This is a genomic window from Colwellia sp. MB3u-45 (assembly GCF_014077005.1).
Lineage (GTDB): Bacteria > Pseudomonadota > Gammaproteobacteria > Enterobacterales > Alteromonadaceae > Cognaticolwellia.
Genome location: NZ_JACGVC010000044.1, coordinates 409,211 through 431,266, shown reverse-complemented (window position 1 = coordinate 431,266; position 22,056 = coordinate 409,211). Strand labels below are relative to the sequence as shown.

General features: G+C 39.4%; 17 protein-coding genes and 5 tRNA genes. 18 read left to right on the top strand and 4 right to left on the bottom strand.

The features are described from left to right. Positions 1 to 22: 22 nt before the first annotated feature. The 8 genes from H4J41_RS07160 to H4J41_RS07125 all read left to right on the top strand — a co-directional run bounded on the left by H4J41_RS07160 (position 23) and on the right by H4J41_RS07125 (position 4,037). On the top strand, positions 23 to 640 hold the full coding sequence (locus tag H4J41_RS07160; RefSeq protein ID WP_182138025.1) for a 50S ribosomal protein L25/general stress protein Ctc: 618 nt from the start codon (positions 23 to 25) through the stop codon (positions 638 to 640). 128 nt (positions 641 to 768) lie between these two features. Then, entirely contained in the window at positions 769 to 1,353 is a 585-nt protein-coding gene (gene pth / locus H4J41_RS07155) for an aminoacyl-tRNA hydrolase (protein ID WP_182138024.1), read from the top strand. Positions 1,354 to 1,385: 32 nt separating this feature from the next. Beyond that, positions 1,386 to 2,477 carry a redox-regulated ATPase YchF gene (ychF, locus tag H4J41_RS07150; RefSeq protein WP_182138023.1) on the top strand — a complete coding sequence of 364 codons (1,092 nt, stop codon included), beginning with the start codon at positions 1,386 to 1,388 and terminating at the stop codon, positions 2,475 to 2,477. 961 nt (positions 2,478 to 3,438) lie between these two features. After that, positions 3,439 to 3,515, top strand: a tRNA-Met gene (locus tag H4J41_RS07145). 31 nt (positions 3,516 to 3,546) lie between these two features. Beyond that, positions 3,547 to 3,631: transfer RNA gene (locus H4J41_RS07140), tRNA-Leu, on the top strand. Positions 3,632 to 3,682: 51 nt separating this feature from the next. Then, positions 3,683 to 3,757: transfer RNA gene (locus tag H4J41_RS07135), tRNA-Gln, on the top strand. 62 nt (positions 3,758 to 3,819) lie between these two features. Next, positions 3,820 to 3,894 (top strand) — tRNA-Gln (locus H4J41_RS07130). Positions 3,895 to 3,952: 58 nt separating this feature from the next. Next, positions 3,953 to 4,037: transfer RNA gene (locus H4J41_RS07125), tRNA-Leu, on the top strand. 376 nt (positions 4,038 to 4,413) lie between these two features. Here the strand turns inward: H4J41_RS07125 and H4J41_RS07120 are convergent. Next, positions 4,414 to 5,580, bottom strand: a complete 1,167-nt coding sequence (locus H4J41_RS07120; protein ID WP_182137025.1) for an FAD-dependent oxidoreductase — start codon at positions 5,578 to 5,580, stop codon at positions 4,414 to 4,416. A 431-nt stretch (positions 5,581 to 6,011) separates the two neighbouring features. Between H4J41_RS07120 and miaB the strand changes: the two genes are divergently transcribed. The 7 genes from miaB to H4J41_RS07085 all read left to right on the top strand — a co-directional run bounded on the left by miaB (position 6,012) and on the right by H4J41_RS07085 (position 14,027). Then, the gene (miaB, locus tag H4J41_RS07115) at positions 6,012 to 7,454 is read left to right on the top strand and encodes a tRNA (N6-isopentenyl adenosine(37)-C2)-methylthiotransferase MiaB (protein ID WP_182136907.1); all 1,443 of its coding nucleotides are present in this window, start codon (positions 6,012 to 6,014) and stop codon (positions 7,452 to 7,454) included. A gap of 86 nt (positions 7,455 to 7,540) precedes the next feature. After that, positions 7,541 to 8,620: a PhoH family protein gene (locus H4J41_RS07110; protein ID WP_182136908.1), complete on the top strand. Its 1,080-nt coding sequence runs from the start codon at positions 7,541 to 7,543 to the stop codon at positions 8,618 to 8,620. Beyond that, a complete protein-coding gene (gene ybeY, locus H4J41_RS07105; protein ID WP_220460911.1) occupies positions 8,610 to 9,080 on the top strand; it encodes an rRNA maturation RNase YbeY in 471 nt (156 codons plus the stop codon). The genes H4J41_RS07110 and ybeY overlap by 11 nt, the downstream gene beginning before the upstream one ends. A 203-nt stretch (positions 9,081 to 9,283) precedes the next feature. Next, positions 9,284 to 10,162 (top strand): HlyC/CorC family transporter, encoded by an 879-nt coding sequence (locus tag H4J41_RS07100; RefSeq protein ID WP_182136909.1) that lies wholly within the window; start codon positions 9,284 to 9,286, stop codon positions 10,160 to 10,162. A 6-nt stretch (positions 10,163 to 10,168) separates the two neighbouring features. Beyond that, the gene (gene lnt, locus H4J41_RS07095; protein WP_182136910.1) at positions 10,169 to 11,728 is read left to right on the top strand and encodes an apolipoprotein N-acyltransferase; all 1,560 of its coding nucleotides are present in this window, start codon (positions 10,169 to 10,171) and stop codon (positions 11,726 to 11,728) included. 269 nt (positions 11,729 to 11,997) lie between these two features. Then, entirely contained in the window at positions 11,998 to 13,659 is a 1,662-nt protein-coding gene (locus H4J41_RS07090) for an amidohydrolase (RefSeq protein ID WP_182136911.1), read from the top strand. Positions 13,660 to 13,715: 56 nt separating this feature from the next. Next, the gene (locus H4J41_RS07085; RefSeq protein ID WP_310649811.1) at positions 13,716 to 14,027 is read left to right on the top strand and encodes a VanZ family protein; all 312 of its coding nucleotides are present in this window, start codon (positions 13,716 to 13,718) and stop codon (positions 14,025 to 14,027) included. A gap of 127 nt (positions 14,028 to 14,154) precedes the next feature. Here H4J41_RS07085 and H4J41_RS07080 read toward each other — a convergent pair whose 3' ends face one another. Together H4J41_RS07080 and H4J41_RS07075 are read right to left on the bottom strand one after the other, a co-directional pair. Beyond that, positions 14,155 to 15,114, bottom strand: a complete 960-nt coding sequence (locus H4J41_RS07080) for a diguanylate cyclase (RefSeq protein ID WP_182136912.1) — start codon at positions 15,112 to 15,114, stop codon at positions 14,155 to 14,157. Between the two features lie 2 nt (positions 15,115 to 15,116). Next, complete coding sequence (locus tag H4J41_RS07075) at positions 15,117 to 16,199, bottom strand: response regulator (RefSeq protein WP_182136913.1); 1,083 nt, start codon at positions 16,197 to 16,199, stop codon at positions 15,117 to 15,119. 224 nt (positions 16,200 to 16,423) lie between these two features. Between H4J41_RS07075 and tpx the strand changes: the two genes are divergently transcribed. Then, positions 16,424 to 17,068 (top strand): thiol peroxidase, encoded by a 645-nt coding sequence (tpx, locus tag H4J41_RS07070; protein ID WP_182136914.1) that lies wholly within the window; start codon positions 16,424 to 16,426, stop codon positions 17,066 to 17,068. 350 nt (positions 17,069 to 17,418) lie between these two features. Beyond that, positions 17,419 to 17,892, top strand: a complete 474-nt coding sequence (locus tag H4J41_RS07065) for an Hsp20 family protein (protein WP_182136915.1) — start codon at positions 17,419 to 17,421, stop codon at positions 17,890 to 17,892. A gap of 447 nt (positions 17,893 to 18,339) precedes the next feature. On the opposite strand, the gene H4J41_RS07060 is transcribed toward H4J41_RS07065, so the two are convergent. Then, on the bottom strand, positions 18,340 to 19,677 hold the full coding sequence (locus tag H4J41_RS07060; protein ID WP_182136916.1) for an amidohydrolase: 1,338 nt from the start codon (positions 19,675 to 19,677) through the stop codon (positions 18,340 to 18,342). A gap of 776 nt (positions 19,678 to 20,453) precedes the next feature. Here H4J41_RS07060 and H4J41_RS07055 point away from each other — a divergent pair. Beyond that, positions 20,454 to 21,863, top strand: a complete 1,410-nt coding sequence (locus tag H4J41_RS07055) for an NAD(P)/FAD-dependent oxidoreductase (RefSeq protein WP_182136917.1) — start codon at positions 20,454 to 20,456, stop codon at positions 21,861 to 21,863. Positions 21,864 to 22,056 lie beyond the last annotated feature (193 nt).

The following is a 22,056-nucleotide window of genomic DNA, read 5'->3' as shown; positions in this document are numbered from 1 at the left end:
TATTAAATAATGGATATAACCCATGACTGATTTATTTACATTGGATGCTGAAGTACGTACAGATTTAGGGAAAGGTGCGAGCCGCCGCCTACGTCACGCGAGCAAAGTTCCAGCGATTTTATACGGTGAAGGCCAAGAGCCTGTTTCTTTAACGTTAGCGCACAAAAATGTTTTTCGTGCTCAACAAGAAGAAGCATTCTACTCTCACGTTTTAACTATCAACGTTGATGGCAAGCCTGTTGAGTGTCTTTTAAAAGACATGCAACGTCACCCGTTTAAACAACTTGTAATGCATTTAGATTTTTTACGTATCGATGCAACCCATGTTGTGCAAGTTAATGCTCCAATTCATTTCCTTAATGAAGAAGCAGCAGAAAAACTAGGTGGCAAAATTGCTCATCTAATGAATGAAATAGCAATTACATGTTTACCTGCTGACATTCCTGAGTTTATTGAAATTGATGTTGCTAATTTAGCTGTTGGTGAAACAATACATTTATCAAATGTTACTTTGCCTAAAGGCGTTACATCTGACGAATTAGCTAAAGGCGAAAGCCATGATCAAGCCGTTGTTACTGTGAACGCTCCTAAAGTTCCAAATGCAGACAGCGAAGCAGCTGAAGAGGCTGCAGCTGAGTAATAGTTAACTTTACTCATGATGAACAAGCTTAAAGGGAGATGTTTTTATAACATGCCCTTTAAGCTTTTTAGTTTTAAATGCACTTGAATTTATTGACCTTAAGTTTAATAACAAGAGTAAATAATTAAATGGCGATTCAATTAGTAGTCGGCTTAGGAAATCCAGGTTCCGAATACAGTAAAACCCGTCATAATGCTGGTGATTGGTTCGTTCAAGAGCTTGCTGCACGTAACAACATTTCACTAAAGCCAGAAAAAAAATACGCTGGCCTATACGGTAAGGGGTTAATTGCTGGGCAATTAGTTCATCTTCTCATTCCTACTACTTTTATGAATTGTAGTGGTAAAGCCGTAGCACCTTTAGCCAATTTTTTTCGTATTCCTGTTGAAAGCATTCTTGTTGCTCACGATGAGCTAGATATGTTACCTGGCGTTTGTAAAATCAAACAAGGTGGCGGCCACGGTGGCCACAACGGCTTACGTGATATCATTTCATGCTTGGCTAATAACAAAGAATTTTATCGGTTACGCATTGGTATTGATCATCCAGGTCATCGCGAACGCGTTACTGGGCATGTGCTTGGCAAAGCACCGGCCAATGAACAAAACTTAATTGACCAAGCGATAGACGAAGCTGCGCGCTGTTTTGAAATTTGGCAAACAGACGACATTAAAAAAGCACAAAATCGTCTACATTCTTTTAAAGCGCAATAAAGGTTATTGCGTTAACATAATAGGTAAACATCATGGGATTTAAATGTGGTATTGTTGGCTTGCCCAACGTAGGTAAATCAACGCTTTTCAATGCGTTAACTAAAGCAGGTATTGAGGCAGCAAACTTCCCCTTTTGTACAATCGAGCCTAATACGGGTGTTGTGCCTGTACCCGACCCACGCTTAGACGCATTAACAAAGATAGTAAAGCCAGAGCGTGTGTTAGCAACCACCATGGAATTTGTTGATATTGCAGGCTTAGTGGCTGGCGCTTCAAAAGGTGAAGGTTTAGGTAACAAGTTTTTAGCTAATATTCGTGAAACTGATGCCATTGGCCATGTTGTTCGTTGTTTTGACAATGACAATATTATTCACGTTGCTAATAAAGTTAGCCCAATCGATGATATTGAAGTGATCAATACTGAATTAGCCTTATCTGATATGGACACTGCAGAACGCGCTATTTTTCGTTTAGCTAAGAAAGCCAAAGGTGGCGATCAAGAGGCTAAATTTGAAATGCCAGTATTGGAAAAAATACTAAAGCATGTTGAAGATGGTGAAATGATCCGTTCTTTAGTCTTAACTAAAGAAGAAAAAGCTGCCGTTGCTTATTTAAACTTTTTAACCATCAAGCCAACTATGTATATTGCCAATGTTAATGATGATGGTTTTGAAAATAACCCTTACCTTGACCAAGTGCAGAAAATTGCTGATTCCGAAGGGGCGATAGTTGTCGCGGTTTGTGCTGAAATTGAAAGCGAATTATCTGAAATGGATGATGAAGACCGTATTGAATTTATGGCTGAAATGGGCTTAGAAGAGCCTGGCCTAAATCGTGTTATCAATGCTGGTTATTCTTTACTTCACTTGCAAACCTATTTTACCGCGGGTGTAAAAGAAGTAAGAGCTTGGACAGTGAAGCAAGATGCTACCGCACCACAAGCGGCTGGTGTTATTCACACTGATTTTGAAAAAGGCTTTATTCGCGCTGAAGTAGTTGCCTATGATGATTTTATCGAGTTTAACGGTGAGTCTGGTGCGAAAGAAGCGGGTAAGTGGCGCTTAGAAGGTAAAGAGTATCGCGTTAAAGATGGCGACGTGGTGCATTTCAGATTTAATGTTTAATGTTTAATGTTTAATTAAAGTTTAAACGACCAAAAAAAGAGAGCTTAGGCTCTCTTTTTCTTTTCTCTCATAACCTCGCACTTGATCTCTTTAAAGTTAACACTAGCTCTGTGCATGTAAGTAAAGCGCTTGTCATCATCCTCAAACATTAAAATACAATTAAAAGATAATTAAAAGATAATTCAGTTATCCCCATTTAATTAAGTGGACTACTTGTTCATACAGAAAAATGGGTAAATGGTATAACAGGGTAGTTTTTCATTTTAACCATTAAAAATGAACAGGTCATTAATCAACTTGCTATTAAATAGCCGCTTCACCTCAAGGCGTAGTTGCAGAGCTAAGCTAGAACATCGGATTAAGGCACAATTACCTATATAGCTAGAAACTTCCGACAAACATTAATGTACTAATGCCGTTGAGCCATGGATAGCTGAAAACGGCTAAAAACGGCGAGATAATTATCAATCAGTATCTTGCCTATATAAATGTCGGTACTTACCTTTAAACTTTAGTCTTTAATCTTTTGTCTGGAGCCATAAACATCGGCCGTGAGGAGTTTTCACTGCGCGCAACAAGATCATAAACGTAATAAAACGGCTATCACTCTTCTTCGACTTACTGAAATCTACCAACGAAATAAAAAAAATTGGTTTTAAAGCAGACTTAGTCAATCAATAAGACAATAAAACATAAAACGTTTAGCAAAATTTTAGTGATCATTAAAAAATCTCGTGGTAAAAGCTAGCAAGGAAGTTATTAAATAGTCATGATAAGTAAACTCATTAAACTAGCTTACGATTAACTTTGTCTTTTGGGGGCTATTTCTGTGCAGATATCCGACAAATTGCACAGCGATTAGCCAAACAAGAAAAAAGTCTTATTTTTTGATAAAAAACGGTTGACGTAAGGCGATCAGATTTGCATAATACGCGCCACTTGCTTAGAGGCGAGATGGAAAGGCTACATAGCTCAGCTGGTTAGAGCACATCACTCATAATGATGGGGTCCCAGGTTCAAATCCCGGTGTAGCCACCACTTTCCACTCTTAGTAAGAAATAGAAAAAATGCGGGTTTGGCGGAATTGGTAGACGCGCTGGATTTAGGTTCCAGTATCGAAAGATGTGAGAGTTCAAGTCTCTTGACCCGTACCATTCTACTAACAAGTATCATCATGATATTTGTTAGAAAGTAAGTAACATTGTTGGGGTATAGCCAAGCGGTAAGGCAGCGGGTTTTGATCCCGTCATTCTGAGGTTCAAATCCTCATACCCCAGCCACTTTCTTCTAAGTTATTTGAAAGTTCATCAATGTTTCTCACTTTAATCTAAAAGTATCCAGTTGGGGTATAGCCAAGCGGTAAGGCAGCGGGTTTTGATCCCGTCATTCTGAGGTTCAAATCCTCATACCCCAGCCACTTTCTTTTATGTTAATTGTTTTATGATTTCAATTTATTGAGATTACTACCTGAATATGCGGGAGTGGCGGAATTGGTAGACGCGCTGGATTTAGGTTCCAGTATCGCAAGATGTGAGAGTTCGAGTCTCTCCTTCCGCACCAATTCTAGATATAAATTTTCTTCCTGTACTTCTATATAGTTATCATAATTAAACTTCTCTTATACATCTCCTAGATACTAGCTATTATTCCCCATAAAAAATACACTTTAACTTTTAATCTAAGCTGATTTTTACTCTCGATCCCTTTCAAAATAAATACGCTTGCTACTATTCTGATCATTTCTCCTGATTCAAAACATACTGCTATGTTATTTATTTAATCACTATCGCTGCATGGATGCGTTTATTAGACCTTGCAGGCGCCTATTACCCTGAACAAGGCATTATTAAAATAAACGCCCTGTCTTTGCCCGTTTTCCCTGCGAATAAAGTAGAGCAGATAACTAATCAAACGGCTATAAGATATTAAATTAACGCTATACACCACACGCATAAGCTAAGGCTTTATTTTTCAAGTTTGGCACTTTATTTACCATCATTAAGCCCGCATTTCGGGCAAGCTTGACTAAAGGTGATACATGGCCAAATGACAAATATAATGCATCCATCGTCGTCATCATTAATAAATTATCCGTTCTTCTTTTTTGTTGATAACGCGATAAAACGTCTGGTTGATGCCATAACTCGCCATCACCGATAGCTTTTGCAATAACATGCTGCAAGGCTTTAACATCTTTAAAGCCTAAATTAACCCCTTGCCCTGCCATAGGATTAATCGTATGTGCCGCGTCGCCTATTAAGAGTACACGGCCTTTCTGGTATTGATTCGCATGTCGTCGTGTTAGGGGAAACGAGGCTTTATTAGTAATGGCTATTTTTCCTAAGCAGCTTGGAAAGTGCTGCATTATCTCTTGCGCTAGATTGTCATGGGATAATGCTGATAAGCGCTTTATTTCATCTTTATTATGATACCAAACCAATGAAGCACAATTGCCTGACATAGGGAGCATGGCAATCGGGCCTGTTTGAAAAAACTGTTGCCAAGTTATATCTTGTTGTGGTTTTTCTGTCTCGACATTGATTAACAGAGCAGATTGGGCATAGTCCCAACCTGTGGTGCCAATATTCACCAGTTTACGGACATAAGAATTCGGACCATCGGCACCAATAACTACGTTAGCTTTTATAGTGCCTGACGATAAAGTTAACTCAACGTCTGTTGGGCTTTGCTCAAGTTTAATTAAGGTTTCAGGACACAACAAAGTAATATTGCTGTGTTGCTGCATTTGTTGCCATAAAGAAAGTTGTATCAACCTATTTTCAACAATATGGCCTAAATGCGTTTGTTCGATATCTTTGGCATTAAACTCGGTGTAGCTGCGCTCAATCTCCCATACGCCAAGGCGCTTATAGGGGCACACTCGCCATTTTTGCAACTGCTGCCAAGCACTTAATTGTTTTAACAATTGCTCTGAGGCTAACGAAATCGCTGAAACCCTTAAGTCAAAGGCTTGTTCAGGAGAAAACTTTTTTGGCACACTTTTTTCAATAATGGCCACACTTAATCCTAACTCAGCCAGTGATAAAGCACTTGCCGCACCTACCATGCCACCACCAACAACAACACAATCAAACTGATTCATCATGATTTTTACAACTTTATGAACGTTAGGTTATTCTACCCAACCTGATATCTTAATTCGATGTTTATGTGCCCGATGATGCAACAATACCTATATCACTCATTTTCTACTTATTTCAGCTGGTGAACCTAACTCGCGACTCAATTATTTATTTGCTCGTTTTAGCCGCAGATAAAGTGAACCCTCGCATTAATGAACCGAATAAAACTCAAGTAAAGCACTCGCAACAAAACGCCCCATTAAGCGTTTAAAGGTCAAACTAGGCGCTTCAAATTTATGATGACTCATAGCGCTAAACTAAAAACTTAAAACTATTTTTAACCAAGATATTTCTAAGCTAGCATCATAGGCAAAGAAAGAGTAAAATATGGCTCCTTAAATTCTCTAGCAAAAACTAGAATCAATTCATAGAAAAGATTAGGCGCGAAACAATGAGTAAAAAGCTATATATCAAAACTTGGGGCTGTCAAATGAACGAGTATGACTCGCAGAAAATGGCTGAACTTTTAGACTCTACCCATGGCTTTGAATTAGCCGAAGCAGCAGAAGATGCTGATGTTATCTTACTTAACACCTGCTCTATCCGTGAAAAAGCACAAGAAAAAGTGTTTCATCAGTTAGGTCGTTGGAAAAACCTCAAAGTAAAAAATCCTGATTTAATCATAGGTGTTGGTGGTTGTGTTGCTTCACAAGAAGGCGATGCTATTCGTCAACGTGCCCCTTATGTAGATATGGTTTTTGGTCCACAAACCTTGCACCGTTTACCTGAAATGATCCAGCAAGTTACCGGTCACAAAGGTCATGTTGTTGATGTGAGCTTCCCAGAGATTGAAAAATTTGACCGTTTACCTGAGCCAAAAGCCGATGGGGCTACTGCCTTTGTTTCTATTATGGAAGGTTGTAGTAAATATTGTACCTTCTGTGTAGTACCTTATACCCGCGGTGAAGAAGTCAGTCGTCCGCTTGATGATGTCTTATATGAAATTGCTCAACTTGCCGAGCAAGGTGTGCGCGAAGTCAATTTACTTGGCCAGAATGTTAACGGTTATCGCGGCGATTCGCATGACGGTAGTATTTGTCGTTTTTCTGAACTGTTGCGCCTAGTCGCTACCATTGACGGTATTGACCGCATTCGCTATACCACATCACATCCAATCGAATTTACTGATGATATTATTGATGTTTACGCTGATGTGCCTGAGCTTGTTAGTCACTTACATTTACCCGTGCAAAGTGGCTCAGACCGTATTTTAACGCAAATGAAGCGTGGTCATACCGCTTTAGAGTACAAGTCTCAAATCCGTAAATTGAAAAAAGTTCGACCTGACATTTGTATGTCATCTGACTTTATCATTGGTTTTCCGGGTGAAACTGATGCTGATTTTGAAGCGACCATGAACTTAATTAAAGCAGTAGATTTTGATTTAAGTTTCAGCTTTATTTACAGTGCTCGCCCAGGTACGCCTGCGGCCGATATGGTTGATGACATTAGTGATGAAACTAAAAAGCAACGTTTACAAATATTGCAAGACCGTATCAGTCAACAAGCACTGCAAATTGCACGTCATATGCTTGATACCGAGCAACGTATTCTAGTTGAAGGTCCGTCCAAGAAAAATCCAATGGAATTGCGTGGCCGAACAGAAAATAATCGTATCGTAAACTTTGTTGCTCCACATACCGTTATTGGCCAATTTGTTGATGTCAAGATTACGGATGTTTATGCCAACTCCTTACGCGGTGAACTGGTTCGTCAAGAAAGTGAAATGGGGTTACGTATCGCCCATTCACCCGCTGACATTTTAGCGAACAACCATCACCAAGCAGAACAAAATCCAGTGAATGAGCTAGGGGTAGCCACCTTTACGCCTTAAGCTATTATTATTCATAAAAGTAGATATTAAGGGCAAATAATTATTTGCCCTTTTAACATGTTACTTCAAACACTTGGGAGCAGCAATTGAGTAAAAATACCAGTATAACTTTTGAACTATCTCCAGCCGATAATAATCGTCTGGCCAATTTGTGTGGCGCTATAGACGACAACCTTAAGACGATAGAACGTCGAATGGGCGTTGAGATCAGCTACAGAAGCCATGAGTTTAAAGTCACCGGTAAAAGTGTCAATGCAGAGGCTGTGAAGCAACTTTTGATCAATCTTTACCTTGAAACTGAAACCGTTAAAGGTAAGTCAAACACCATTACCGCTAAAATGCTGCACTTAGCCATTGTCGAAGCCGGAGTCTTAGAAGCCGCACCAAGCAAGCTTGATGCTAAATACGACGATATGGTGACGATAAAAACCAAACGTGGCATGGTCAAGCCACGTAACGAAAGCCAGCAAAGTTATGTCCAAAATGTGATTACCAATGATATCAGCTTTGGTGTTGGTGTTGCCGGTACAGGTAAAACTTACCTAGCCGTGGCCTGCGCTGTTGATGCTTTAGAGCGTCAAGAAGTCAGACGTATATTACTGACCCGCCCAGCCGTAGAAGCGGGTGAAAAGCTCGGATTTTTACCTGGTGATTTATCGCAAAAAGTCGACCCATATCTACGTCCGTTATACGATGCGCTATTTGAAATGCTAGGTTTTGAGAAAGTTGAAAAGCTGATTGAGCGTAATGTCATCGAAGTGGCTCCATTGGCCTACATGCGCGGTAGAACATTAAACGATGCCTTTATTATTCTTGATGAAAGTCAAAATACTACCGTAGAACAAATGAAAATGTTCTTAACCCGTATCGGCTTTAACTCACGCGCCGTGATCACAGGTGACATAACTCAGGTAGATTTACCACGCGGACAAAAATCTGGCTTACGTCATGCTATTGAAGTATTAGTGGATATACCCGGCGTTAGTTTTAACTTCTTTCAAGCAAAAGATGTGGTACGCCACCCTGTTGTCGGTCATATAGTTGAAGCTTATGAAGCGTTTGAGCAAAAAGAGCAACGCTTAAAAGCAGAAAAACAACAAGCACGCGAACAACAGCAAAAAGCAGAAGCCTTAGCCGCTGCAAGCGAAAGCAAACATGGCGAATAACGTGGCTAATATTGTCGTCGATTTACAATTGGCTTGTGATGATAAGACGGTGCCTGAACTCAGTGACTTTCAACGTTGGACTGAGGCTGCGCTAGCGCCATATGAAAAATCATTTGAACTTACCATTAGATTGGTCAATAGTGATGAAAGCCGTCAGCTTAATCATCAATATCGAGGCAAAGACAAAGCCACCAATGTTTTATCATTTCCATTTGAAGTACCTGATGGCATTGAACTGGATTTATTAGGTGACCTTGTTATTTGCGTTGATGTTGTTGAGCAAGAAGCCGCAGAACAACACAAATCTATCAATGCCCATTGGGCGCACATGGTTGTACATGGCTGCTTACATTTATTGGGTTTTGACCATATTGACGATGATGAAGCAGAAGAAATGGAAGCACTTGAAACGAAAATAATTACCGGTTTGGGCATTGCTGCGCCTTATGAAATACAATAGCAGCCAATATTTAATCGTAAGCGGGCTCATTGATGAATTCGCTTAGTATAAATAACAAACCATTATTTGATCTCTGTCAGTAAAATAGTTACTGAAGAGAATTAAGCAACAATTTAGTACTTGAAATTAACTACGATCGGTTACAAACTAGTCGAATAATTAAATAGTACTAAATTCAACGAACAAGGAATTAAAAAGGCTCTATGAGCGACGACCAACCCCACTCTAGTAACGGTTCTTCAAATAAGTCAATCTTGACTAAGATTATACAAATATTTACCGGAGAACCGAGAAGCAAAGAGCAGCTAGTCAATGCATTAAATGATGCTGAAAACCATGAATTTATCAACCCTGAGATCAAGCAAATGATCGAAGGCGTACTCGAAGTATCTGATATGCGAGTACGTGATATTATGATCCCTCGGTCACAAATGGTCACCTTAGATATTAATGATCCATTAGAGAAATCACTCGCCATTATAGTGGATTCTGGACATTCAAGATTTCCCGTGATTAATGATGATATTGACGACGTTGAAGGCATCTTATTAGCGAAGGATTTACTCGCTTACGGCTTTAGCCAATTCGATGAAACATTCACCATTGCACAAATTATTCGTCCAGCCATTATTGTTCCTGAGAGTAAAAAAGTTGATCCACTTTTAAAAGAGTTTCGCCAACAGCGTTATCATATGGCGGTTGTCGTTGATGAATACGGTGGTGTTTCAGGTGTGGTGACCATTGAAGATATTCTAGAGCTGATTGTCGGTGAAATTGAAGACGAAACCGATGATGCCATGGAAGAAGATATTAAATACCTTGCCGGCCAAGTTTATCAAGTGAAATCACTTACCGACCTTAACGACTTTAATAATTACTTTAATTTTCAATTCAATGAACGTGATGCCGATACCATAGGGGGTATTGTTACCCAACACTTTGGTCATATGCCGAAAAAAGGTGAAAAAATCACCATCAATAAAGTTATATTCAAAGTCACCGCTGCCGATAACCGTCGCATTCAAACCTTGCAAATTACCGTACCAAAAGAGCATGTAGTTGCAGGTAAAGTTGCTGATTAATCCTTTATGCTAAATAAATTCTTTACACGAATTAACCACAAGATCATTAATAAAGACAATGGCCTCAGTTTTTTACTGGGGCTTGCATTAGTACTCTGCTATGCACCATTTTCTTATTATTGGCTAATGGCAATAATATTACCCACTTGGCTATATTCGCTACAAGGAAAATCAGCTAGAGCGGCAGCCAAGCAAGGTTTTATCTTTGCCTTTGGTTGGTTTTCTGCGGGTATCAGTTGGGTACATGTCAGTATCGACCAGTTTGGTGGTTTACCGCTGATTGTGTCGATATTATTAATGGTGCTGCTGTGTGTCTATTTAGCGCTATTTCTCGCCCTTGCCTGCTATTTGGCTGCGCGTTTTTCCTATCAACAAAAACTTAATCTTTGGCTTTTATTACCCTTTTGGCTACTTGCTGAGTTCTTACGTGGCGTATTACTCACCGGCTTTCCTTGGTTAACTTTAGGTTATAGTCAAATTGACGGTCCTTTGGCGGTGTTTGCCCCTATCATGGGTGAGAAAGGTATCAGCGCCCTAGTGATTACCCTCAGCATTGCCATAGTTTATATTGTTAAACAGCGCAAACCTTGGCGACATATTGCCTTACTTGTCGCCATTAGTGTGACAAGCCTAGCCTTACAAAATAAAGTTTGGGTGTCAGCAACAGGTCAGTCTGTTAGCACTGTGATGGTACAAGGCAATATCAAGCAAGCAATGAAATGGTCGCCAGAGTTAACTTGGCCAACCATGTTAAGCTACTTAGATTTAACCCGTAAAAATTATCCTGCTGATATTGTTATTTGGCCAGAATCAGCCATCACGGCAATAGAGCCAAGTACCCAAGCGCAAGATTTCTTACAAATAGCGCAAAACTCAGCCTTATTAAATAACAGCGCTATTATTTCCGGTATCATTGATTACAACATCAATAGCAGAAATTATTACAATAATTTAATCGTACTGGGTAAAGAATTACCGAGTGACAGTCAAGGAAGTTACCAATATAACAATCAGAATCGTTATGCTAAGCATCACTTACTGCCCATAGGTGAGTTTGTGCCCTTTGCTGATTGGTTAAGACCACTAGCAGCGATTTTTAATTTGCCGATGTCGTCTTTTAGTCGTGGTGAATATGTGCAAAAAAACCTCGTCGCTAATGGTTATCACTTACTACCACTGATCTGCTTTGAAGTCGCTTTTGCAGAGCAACTTAGCGCTAATTTTTCTAACCAAACTGATTTACTCTTAACCGTGAGTAATGATGCTTGGTTTGGTGATTCACATGGCCCACACCAACACTTAGAAATTGTTAGAATGCGTGCGCTAGAGTTTGGCCGACCTTTTTTGCGGGCAACCAACAATGGCATTACCGCTGTTATTGACCATCAAGGTCATATTCTTAAACAAATCCCACAATTTGAACAAGCCGTACTGAGCAGTCAAGTAGCTTTAGTAACTGGACTAACACCTTATGCGCGCTATACGCGTGTTATCGACTTTGTTATTCCTTTATTACTTTTATTACTGGCGTTGATACGCCGTTTTCAATATAGAGCCAAATCATAAAACCTTAACAGCCGTGCTAATAACACAGACTTTTATCACAACAAAAAACGGTGTTAATAAGCCCTACTACAAGCAAAATAAGTTAATCGTCAATAGTGCTAGCGACTTAACACCTGGACTAAGGTTATGATTTTATTTTATTCTCCTTTGAGAGCCTTTAGGCCTTTTGCTCATAAAAAGCTCCGAGTCCATAGATAAAACAGCTAAAGTTTTCATTATTTTTCATGTTAGTATTTAGTGATAATAAAAAGGTACATCAAGGAAATACAATGATTAGACTATCCACCTCAATAAAGTCGGCAATACTCATCGCAACATTGAGCCCAGCCCTAGTGTTTGCAAAAACTACGTTAATTACCAATATTCAAGGCTATACCATAACGGGCAGCGAACTAGAAAGCTTCGCTGCGATTGCCTTTACCGATGACAAAATCGATAAAATATATTCTGCAACAGACACGCTACCAAGCACAAAAAATTTAACCGTGATTGATGGTAAAGGAAAAACCTTAATCCCGGGTTTGATTGATTCCCATGGTCACATTTTAAACTACGGTTTAAGCCTATTACGCGCAGATTTAGTCAACAGTGCTTCAGAGCAAGACGCCGTTAATAAGACCTTAGCCTACGCCAAAGCCAACGCGGGGCTGACATGGATACAAGGTCGCGGCTGGAACCAAACTCAATGGCCAAGCAATGCCTTCCCTAATGCAGAGAGTTTAGACAAGCACTTTATTGAGCAGCCGGTCTGGCTTGAGCGTGTTGATGGCCATGCCGGCTGGGCAAATTCAAAAGCGATGGCGCTGGCAGGCATCACAAAAGATACCGTATCACCAGAAGGCGGTGAGATTATTAAAGATAAGAATGGCCTACCTACAGGTGTTTTTATCGATAATGCCATGGCACTCATTAATGACAGTATCGCGCCTTTAACTATCAAACAGCAAAAACAAGTGTTGGTCAAGGCGATGGACTCGCTTGCCAGTTATGGCCTTACTAGCGTGCATGATGCTGGTATTGACACCGATAACCTTAATGCTTTTAAAGAACTCAGCCAAGAACAAGCGATGAGTATTCGCGTTAATGCTATGTTGTATTTACCGTCGGCTAAGTGGCAACAAACGTTAGCTAACGGTCAATATCGCAGCAAAGACGATATGTTAACCTTTAATAGCGTTAAAATTCAAACCGATGGTGCCTTAGGCAGTCGCGGTGCGGCATTAATTGAAGATTATTCTGACCACCCAGGTCATAAAGGCTTACTGCTAAATACCCCGAAAGAATTTGAACATTTAGTCAATACTTCAATGCGCCAAGGCTATCAAGTTAACAGTCATGCCATTGGTGATAATGCGAATAAACTGGTACTTGATACCTACGAAAAACAGATCAAAGCGACTAATACCAAAGCGTTACGTCACCGTGTTGAACACGCACAAGTATTACGACTTGAAGATATACCGCGTTTTGCAGCACTAGATCTTATTGCTGCCATGCAAGCAACCCACGCGACCAGTGATAAAAACATGGCACAAGACCGACTTGGGCCAAGCAGAATGTTAGGCGCCTATGCCTGGAGAAAGTTACTCGATGCTAAAGTAATGATTGCGGCTGGTTCAGATTTCCCCGTTGAATCACCCAATCCATTTTTCGGTCTACATGCCTCGATTACTCGTCAAGATCATACCAATAGTCCCGAAGGTGGTTGGTTTGCTGATCAGAAAATGACACCACTAGAAGCTTTTAGAAGTTTTACCTTAGATGCCGCCTATGCTGGCCATCAAGAAAACATCATTGGCAGCTTAGCCCAAGGGAAGAAAGCTGATTTTGTTTTACTCGACAATAATTTATTTACCATGCCTGAGCAAAATATCTGGAAAATATCGGTGGATAAAACTTGGGTAAATGGCAAGTTAGTGTATAAAAAGTAGTGACTATCATAGCAATAACAAACTTTATTAAGCAGTTTTGGCAGGCTATAACAATCGTGATTTTAGTACTAATAACGGTTGCTTCGCTCTACCCTGCCCAGCATTTGCCCAGTGTACCTGGCAGTGATAAAACCCATCACTTTATTGCCTATTGCGCTTTAATGTTGCCTACCGCACTACGTCGGCCTAAGTATTGGTTAGCCTTTGCCTTGTTATTCATTACGTGGAGTGGCTTAATTGAATTGATTCAGCCACACGTTAATCGTTATGGTGAATGGTTAGATCTGGCGGCTAACACCGGAGGTGTAATATTAGCGATAATTATTGCACAAGGGCTACATGGATTAATTGCGCTAAAGAAAGCATAATATAATCAGCGAGCTAGCATCAGTAAACTAGTATGCTACGCTTATGAGCACTGAAGTATTAATGCGTTTATGCAGATAAAAAAAGCCCATATGGGCTTTTTTTATCTTCATCATACTGGCTAGAGCATTATTTTTGATAAATCGTCGCTTTATTACGGCCATTATCTTTCGATTGATATAAAGCATTATCGGCATGCTCAAGCCACTGTCTTTCTGAGCTATAGTTTGGTTGAATTTGTGCAACCCCTAAACTAATAGTGTATTGAACCTCAATGCCATTATAAATAACCACTGACTCTGCTACTGTTTTACGCAAGCGCTCAGCAAATATTAGCCCGCCTTCTGCATGAGTGTCCGCCAATAAAATAATAAACTCTTCACCGCCATAGCGAGCTGAAATATCAGTTTCTCGTACTTGTTCACGGATAAACTTAGCTAAATGGCGAATCACATCATCACCTACCAAATGGCCATAGTTATCGTTAACAGCCTTAAAGTGATCTATGTCTAACATAACTAAGCAACTAGCATGTTGGTTACGCGTATAGCGCTTAAACTCAGCAGCTATAGATTGCTGCCAATGATTGCGATTAAATAATTGTGTCAGGCCATCGGTTCGACTCAAAATAGCTAAATCAGCGTTAGCCTTTTTTAACTGCTTTTTCTGCGTAGCATTATCAGTTACGTCGTAAACTAATAAACATAAATGAGAAACTTCACCCGTAGTCGACTTTAAAGGAATAAAGGTTGTATTTTGGTACATAAACTCAGCGGTACCGGTAATAGGGCGATAATTGTTAAATTTGAAGACATAAGGGCGTTGCTCCCAAATAGTAAACGCTTTGTTTTTTAATAAAAAAACTGATTCCGCTTTACGACGAAACCAGTCTTGGGGTATTTCGTCAAAAAGATCAAAGAGTAACTTACCTTTAACTTCACGCGGCAATAAGCCACTGTGGTTTTCCATAAAACCATTCCAAATTTGAATGGTGTAATCACGATCAAGTACTACCAGGCCAACATCAATGGTATGAAGTACTTCCATCATCCAATGTAATTCGTTCAACTGTTCAGTTTGTAATGACATGATTAATCCAACAAGTAAGCTATTTTATGATTAAGTACGGCTAACGATTGTTCAGTAAAGAGCAGCAGTAGATCAAATTTAATAGGGTAGTTTTCGATACTATAACTAATTTCAATCGCGAGGGTTTTCTTCCATTTATTAGTATTTTTCGCAATTAATTCAGAAATTTTCCTATGTTGACCTAACACAACTGGATGGCCCTGACTAAAGGACATATCAAGCTGTTCTGCAATACCACTTAAACACGCACCAATAAGTAAGTTAGCCATATCCATTAACAACTCTAACTCAACATTGTTGTCTAATTTATCTTCATATTTCATCAAAGAAGCAATGTCTTTAAAGCTGGAGTCATTAAGAATTAAAAGTGCTTCGCCTGAGATGCCAGCACCAATAAAACCTTGACAGATACCTGAGGTTTCATCTTTGTTCTCAACGTCCGAAAGCGCCATGGTTAATTCACTGACTTCAATTAAATTAACATTAGGAATGGGTAAAACAACAACAACGTCCAGTAAACGAGCGAGCAAATCGCCTGCCTGCCCCATAGCTACATTAGTGATTTCTTGATAACAATCAAGCATTTCACTATCAACTTTAGTAATGGACTTCTGGGTTGCTGCCACAGCAGGCTTTCTCACTGATGCGCTTTTTACCGGGCCAGTTGATTGATTTATCAGTTTAGCTGTATCATTTTCAGCAATGATGAGATCTTCTTTACTGAAAACCCCATAAGCACTCAATACTTCAGTGAGTTTGCTTTTATCAACCGGTTTTTTAATGAAGTCTAATGCACCTAACCCCTTCACTCTTTGATGTGCTTCAGGTTGAATATCACCTGATATAACAATGGCAAGGGTTGGCAGGTCTTGTTTCAATATGGTTTCTAGTACTTGATAGCCGTCCATTTCTGGCATATTCAAATCAAGTAATAAGATATCACCTTTACCTGCCTTAATTGCTGCTATGGCTTCAACACCATTACTGGCAAATGTTAAATCAACATCCCAGCCATCAGGAAGTGAGCGCGCGACTTGTTTTCGCGCCATAGTGGAGTCATCACAAATAAGTAAAGAAGTTGGCATAACAAAAAAGCCCTAGGTTGGGATAGCAAAAGATAACTCAGTGAAATTTTCAGCAAGATATACTCAGGAATAAAAGATTAAGATATATTTATGCTACGACATTTAGTGGTGGTTTTTAAAATAAAACACGATTAATTCGCATTTTTTTCTACACTTTTTCTACACTTTTTTCTTACAAAAAGGTAAGCTTGGGGTCTAGTTTACCTTAAGTAAATATCGAAATTATGAATATTTTTAAATTAACCGCAATTGCCTTACTTAGCTCAGTGTTTTTCTCTTCAGCCAGCGCTGATATTTCTGTACCTGAACTGACAGAAACTACCAATTTAGTCATGGCAGGTAATAAGTACGTTACCTTACTTGGCAATCAAGTAAAAGTAGGAGATCAAGCACCTGACTTTAAGGTAGTAACTCAGTCATTTTCACCCGTTACCTTGGCTGAATTTAAGCAAAAACCTGTGTTAATTTCAGTTGTACCGAGTTTAGATACTGGTGTTTGTTCTATTCAAACTAAGCGTTTTAATGATGAAGTAGCAAATTTACCCGAAAACGTGGTTATGTTAACCATTAGCAATGATTTACCTTTTGCGCAAAAACGTTTTTGTAAAACTGAAAAAGTAGAAAATATCAAAGTGTTATCTGATGCTGTCTGGCGAGATTTTGGTCATAATTATGGTTTGCTTATTAAAGATATGGGCTTGTTAACACGCGCTATTTTCATTATTGATGTTGACGGAAAAATCGCTTACAAAGAATTAGTCGGCAATATTTCTCAACACCCAGATTACGAGACAGCGTTAACCAAATTAAGATCAATGGGTCAAAAAGTTCAACCAACAAAAACCACAACAAGTGAGCATTCTGGCTAGCACTTTTCAAACGATAGCATGATGAGAGCCAATATAAAATATTAGCTCTCATCAACTAACAAGCGTAAAACAAATAATTATACATTTAAAAATCAACAAGTTAAAAATAAATTTAACAATAACTCAACTATATCCCCTCCTTGCTCTTGAAATTAAATGCATTAATCCCATCTTTAATAGTGTAGTCGCCGATAGGGTCTACATTAACCGCCTGTTCAATATTGAAAGGCACAATTAAACTCTGTAAACGTTTAATTTCAGTTGTCACAATTCGCAGCTTTAGCTGGTTTTAGCATCAGAAATATATTTACAGAGACAACATATTGCTAAACTTAAATAGGATATGAATTATGCGTACAGCTACAGATTTCAGCCCACTTTACCGCTCATTTATCGGATTCGATCACTTAGCCGGATTAATTGACAAAGCATCAAGGGCAGATAAACAACCTTCTTACCCTCCGTATAACGTAGAGTTACTGGCGGAAGATCAATACCGTATAACCATGGCAATCGCTGGCTTTGCTGAACAAGAACTCGACATTGAATCAAAGCAAGACACACTCATAGTTACCGGTACAAAAAGCGCTAGCGACAGTAATAAAGAGCGTAAGTATTTGCATCAAGGTATTGCTGATCGCAACTTTGAACGTAAGTTTCAATTAGGCGAGCATGTTAAAGTCATTGGTGCGTTTATAGAGCATGGCTTACTGTCTATAGATTTAGAACGAGAAATACCGGAAGCGCTAAAGCCAAGAAAAATTGCGATTAACGGCAAAAGCTTATTACAACAACGTAATGCCAATGTAATAGAAAAAAATTAACCCCTTTGTTTAAATAGTTTCTCCCTGTTGTTTTGCCCAGTCTGTGACTGGGCTTTTTTATAAATAAAATACGGTCAAAAACTGATCTCAGCTAATAAAGTTCATGTTTAGCATCAACTTATACGTCTTTTAATTCACCTACTTTTTCATGAGAAATAATGGCTTAATACCAGGTATAAAATTGAGTCAGGCGTTATGCTAGTTATCAATTTTATCACTCTGTATTTTTTCATTTTATCCCTTAAAAATGAACAGCTAATTAATCAACTTGCTATTACATACTGTTCATAAACACGACTTGACCAGGCAACTCAGCACAAAGGTCGTTGCTATTTTATTATCACTAAAGCGATATCAATATAATCCGCGCTAACGATTAAATTTATTGTGATACTAAACCATTTACTTTTCAGTATCACAATAAAGACACGTTAAGGGCTAGGCTTGTTATTTCGCCATAACATCAAGTAGCGCATATACCGTAGCTTCAACACCTGATTTAATTGCGGGCTCAGGGGTTATTTTAAATTGCGGACTATGATGACTCGGCACAGCCGCGCCACCGGCTTGTGCACGCTCAAAATCAGCTTTTGGCGTGCCGCCTACTTTAAAATAAACGCTAGGAATATAAGGCTGTGTGGTAAAAAAGCCAAAGTCTTCTGCGCCCATCCCCGTTTCTGCCGGTTCTAATAGCGCGTCAGCACCCATTTTTTCGCTTAATACGTTTTTCAAACGCTTAGCCAACTTTTTATCATTAAAGGTCGGTGGATAAGCGAATTCACTGACCACTACTTCCGGTAATTTATCTTCTGGTACACCTGCAGTGCGTGCTGTACCAATAGCAACACGCTTAATTGCCGATAGTAACTGCTCACGTACCTCTGGTGTTAAACTGCGTACCGTTAACTGCAACTTAGCTTCATCTGAAATAATATTATGCTTAGTACCGGCATGAAATGACCCCACTGTGATAACCCCCGCATAACGAGGTGCTAACTCACGACTAATAATCGTTTGTAAGTTATTCACAATTTGCGCACCGATCACGACAGGATCTTTACCTTGATGTGGTGAAGCACCATGAGCACCAATACCATGTACCCTAATATCAACCGTATCCGCACCGGCATAAGGTGAGCCTTCGTCTACAATTATCTTACCCGCTTCTGAATTAGCGGTAACATGAAAAGCAAAAGCATAATCTGGTTGACCAAAACGCTGCCATAAATTATCTGCCATCATTGCAGACGCTCCTGGACCCTTTTCTTCTGCGGGTTGCCCTATAAGCATTAAAGTGCCTGACCATTTATCTTTATTTTCAGCCATATAACGGCCAGTTCCCACTAGGCTCGTTATATGAACATCATGACCACAAGCGTGCATAACGCCAACAGTTTCGTCATTCCAATTCTGCATTTTAACGGTTGAGGCATTAGCTAAGCCTGACTGTTCAACTACCGGCAAGCCGTCCATATCGGCTCGTACCATGACCATTGGGCCTTCGCCATTTTTCATTATTGCGACAATACCTGTACCACCAACACCTTGAGTAACCTCATAACCCACAGCACTCAACTCTTGCGCTAAGCGTTTTGCTGTTTTAGTTTCCATTAATGACAATTCAGGATTACGATGAAAATGATCCCATAACGGTGCTAAGTGCTGTTGATAATCTTTTGCAATATCGTTAGCCGTGTCTTGTTCAAAGGCTAAAACGTTAGTCGTCGCAAAAGACGAGATTGTGAGTGCTGACGCAATTAAAATTGCTAGTGTTTTACGCTTCATTTTAAACTCCATAGATTGTCCAAATATCATCCCATTTTTATAACGAATCACTTTAAAACCTTGATGACTTTATTGTTATAGCAAACGGAGCGGGTAGGTAACTTACTCTACCTAGGCTCATTATCAATGTCTTGCTGTTTTCGCTAATCTGCCTAGATTCAACGACAGGCAACCTTAATTTCTAACCATTTATGTCTACTTATCATCTAATTATTGTTGGTAATTAAAGCGACCGCTGACTGTACAAAGCTCAGTCATATCGAGTCTTTAACCACCCTTTCGCTTAACGAATATGCGCTTAATAACACATTTGTTTACTTCTTGATTTATGAGCCTCGGGGATAAGATTTTTTTAACAACAACTAAAGCTTAATTAACCGACAAAAATTTAACCTAGCAGCAGCAGAAAGAATCTAATTTTTTTATGAAAAAAATTACTGATATTAAATTTTTATTGTGCTCAATATTGTGCTGAAAGTTAAATTCAATCTTACTCATGCTACCCACAATATTGAGTTATCATTGCATAAACGCCAAGTCGATATTGCCTGCTGGTACAAGGGTAAATATCTCAACAGCAGTTCAGGTGCTATGGCCGGCTGTTTTGTATAACAAAGCCACATTGAAAATACCCAAGTTAAGCGCTTTGCGGGTTGAATGTTGAGTGTTAGCACTGATGGGCGCACAACTTATGTTATTTGTGTTACGCCCGTGTCGTTATACAATAATGTTCAAAATATTTACCATTTTGTCAGAATATTAAAGGAATTCATCTAATGTCAGTCAGAGAGCAAATAACCATTGCCGGTGCCGGCCCCGTTGGTACTCTACTTGCCGTGCTTTTAGCTCGACAAGGTTATGCCGTTAATTTATTTGAATCGCGACCTGACTCACGTAATCATAATATTTATCAGGGTAAGTCGATTAACATTGCCTTGTCTGATCGGGGCTGGCTGGCATTAGCAGTTGTTGGTATTGAAGCAGAGATTAAGCAACATGCCATTGCTATGCATAAGCGCGTAATGCATGCCATTGATGGCACGATTACCGAACAAGCATATGGTCAAGAAAACCAAGCTATTTGGTCGGTTTCTCGTTCGGGTATTAATGAGCAGCTACTTGATTTAGCTGAGCAAGAGCCCTTAATAAACGTGAGATTTGAACAACGTTTAGTTGCTCTTGATTTTAGCGATGCCAGTGCTAGCTTTAGCCATGATCATAAGCTTGAAAAAATATCAGCAGATATTTTATTTGGTGCCGATGGCGCTTTCTCAAAAGTGCGTCGCCTAGCACAAGACACGCCAGGTTTTAGTTCTAGTCAGTCTTATATGCCACAAAGCTATATTGAATTAAACATTCCAGCCAATGATGATGGTTCATTTAAAATAGCCAAAAATGCCTTACATATTTGGCCACGTAAAACCTTTATGCTGATTGCCTTACCTAACCCTGACGGTTCTTTCACTTGCACTTTATTTCTAGACGCTGAAGGTGAGGTTTCATTTTCTTCATTAACACACCGCGCTGAGGTGACTGCGTTTTTTACAGAAAATTTTGCCGATGCACTCCCTTTAATGGAAAATCCGATAGATGACTTTCTCAATAAAACCGCCAGCCCATTATTTCTGCTTAATATTGACCCTTGGGTTATCAATAATACTGTCGCGTTAATTGGTGATTCAGCTCATACCATGGTGCCTTTTTATGGTCAAGGCATGAATTGTGGTTTTGAAGATTGTCGAGTATTAAACGAATTAATTACTGAATATCAGCAAGACTGGTCAAAAATATTTCCAGCTTATCAAGTGGCTAGAAAAATAAATGCGGATGCCATTAGTGAGTTAGCGAAACGAAATTTTGTTGAAATGAGTGAGTTATCAGGTCAGGCAAGGTTTTTATTACAGAAAAAAATAGAAGCAGAATTTCATCAACGCCATCCTACACTTTGGACTCCGCTGTATACTATGGTGACCTTTTCGCCCTTACTGCCTTATTCTCAGGCCTTAGCTCTGGGTGATATTCAGCAAGAGATTATGCAGAAAATAATGCAAATTTCCAATATCGAAAAATCTTGGCAAGCCGACTTTGTTTATGAAGAGTTGTGGCAATTAGCCCAAGCAGCATTTGGCGCTGGCCATACTGATTTAGTTAACCAGAAAAATTTAACCGACTATGCTAAAGGCTAAATTAGGTTCGACAAAGGCAAGGCTAATCATACCAACGCAAAGAAAAAATCCGCTAGCGAAACAAGATAACTGGCGGTCCTTTTCATCATTAAACCAGTAAGGTTGGGATAATTATCAGGCACTGAAAACGATACTCATCAGGGGTTAGCGGCTTAAAAATAGCCGTTAAAGGTGAGATTTATTCTTCAGCCGA

Coding starts and splice junctions, on each gene's coding strand:
- H4J41_RS07160 (WP_182138025.1), top strand. CDS start 23: ATGACTGATTTATTTACATTGGATGCTGAAGTACGTACAGATTTAGGG.
- pth (WP_182138024.1), top strand. CDS start 769: ATGGCGATTCAATTAGTAGTCGGCTTAGGAAATCCAGGTTCCGAATAC.
- ychF (WP_182138023.1), top strand. CDS start 1,386: ATGGGATTTAAATGTGGTATTGTTGGCTTGCCCAACGTAGGTAAATCA.
- H4J41_RS07120 (WP_182137025.1), bottom strand. CDS start 5,580: ATGAATCAGTTTGATTGTGTTGTTGTTGGTGGTGGCATGGTAGGTGCG.
- miaB (WP_182136907.1), top strand. CDS start 6,012: ATGAGTAAAAAGCTATATATCAAAACTTGGGGCTGTCAAATGAACGAG.
- ybeY (WP_220460911.1), top strand. CDS start 8,610: ATGGCGAATAACGTGGCTAATATTGTCGTCGATTTACAATTGGCTTGT.
- H4J41_RS07100 (WP_182136909.1), top strand. CDS start 9,284: ATGAGCGACGACCAACCCCACTCTAGTAACGGTTCTTCAAATAAGTCA.
- lnt (WP_182136910.1), top strand. CDS start 10,169: ATGCTAAATAAATTCTTTACACGAATTAACCACAAGATCATTAATAAA.
- H4J41_RS07090 (WP_182136911.1), top strand. CDS start 11,998: ATGATTAGACTATCCACCTCAATAAAGTCGGCAATACTCATCGCAACA.
- H4J41_RS07080 (WP_182136912.1), bottom strand. CDS start 15,114: ATGTCATTACAAACTGAACAGTTGAACGAATTACATTGGATGATGGAA.
- H4J41_RS07075 (WP_182136913.1), bottom strand. CDS start 16,199: ATGCCAACTTCTTTACTTATTTGTGATGACTCCACTATGGCGCGAAAA.
- tpx (WP_182136914.1), top strand. CDS start 16,424: ATGAATATTTTTAAATTAACCGCAATTGCCTTACTTAGCTCAGTGTTT.
- H4J41_RS07065 (WP_182136915.1), top strand. CDS start 17,419: ATGCGTACAGCTACAGATTTCAGCCCACTTTACCGCTCATTTATCGGA.
- H4J41_RS07060 (WP_182136916.1), bottom strand. CDS start 19,677: ATGAAGCGTAAAACACTAGCAATTTTAATTGCGTCAGCACTCACAATC.
- H4J41_RS07055 (WP_182136917.1), top strand. CDS start 20,454: ATGTCAGTCAGAGAGCAAATAACCATTGCCGGTGCCGGCCCCGTTGGT.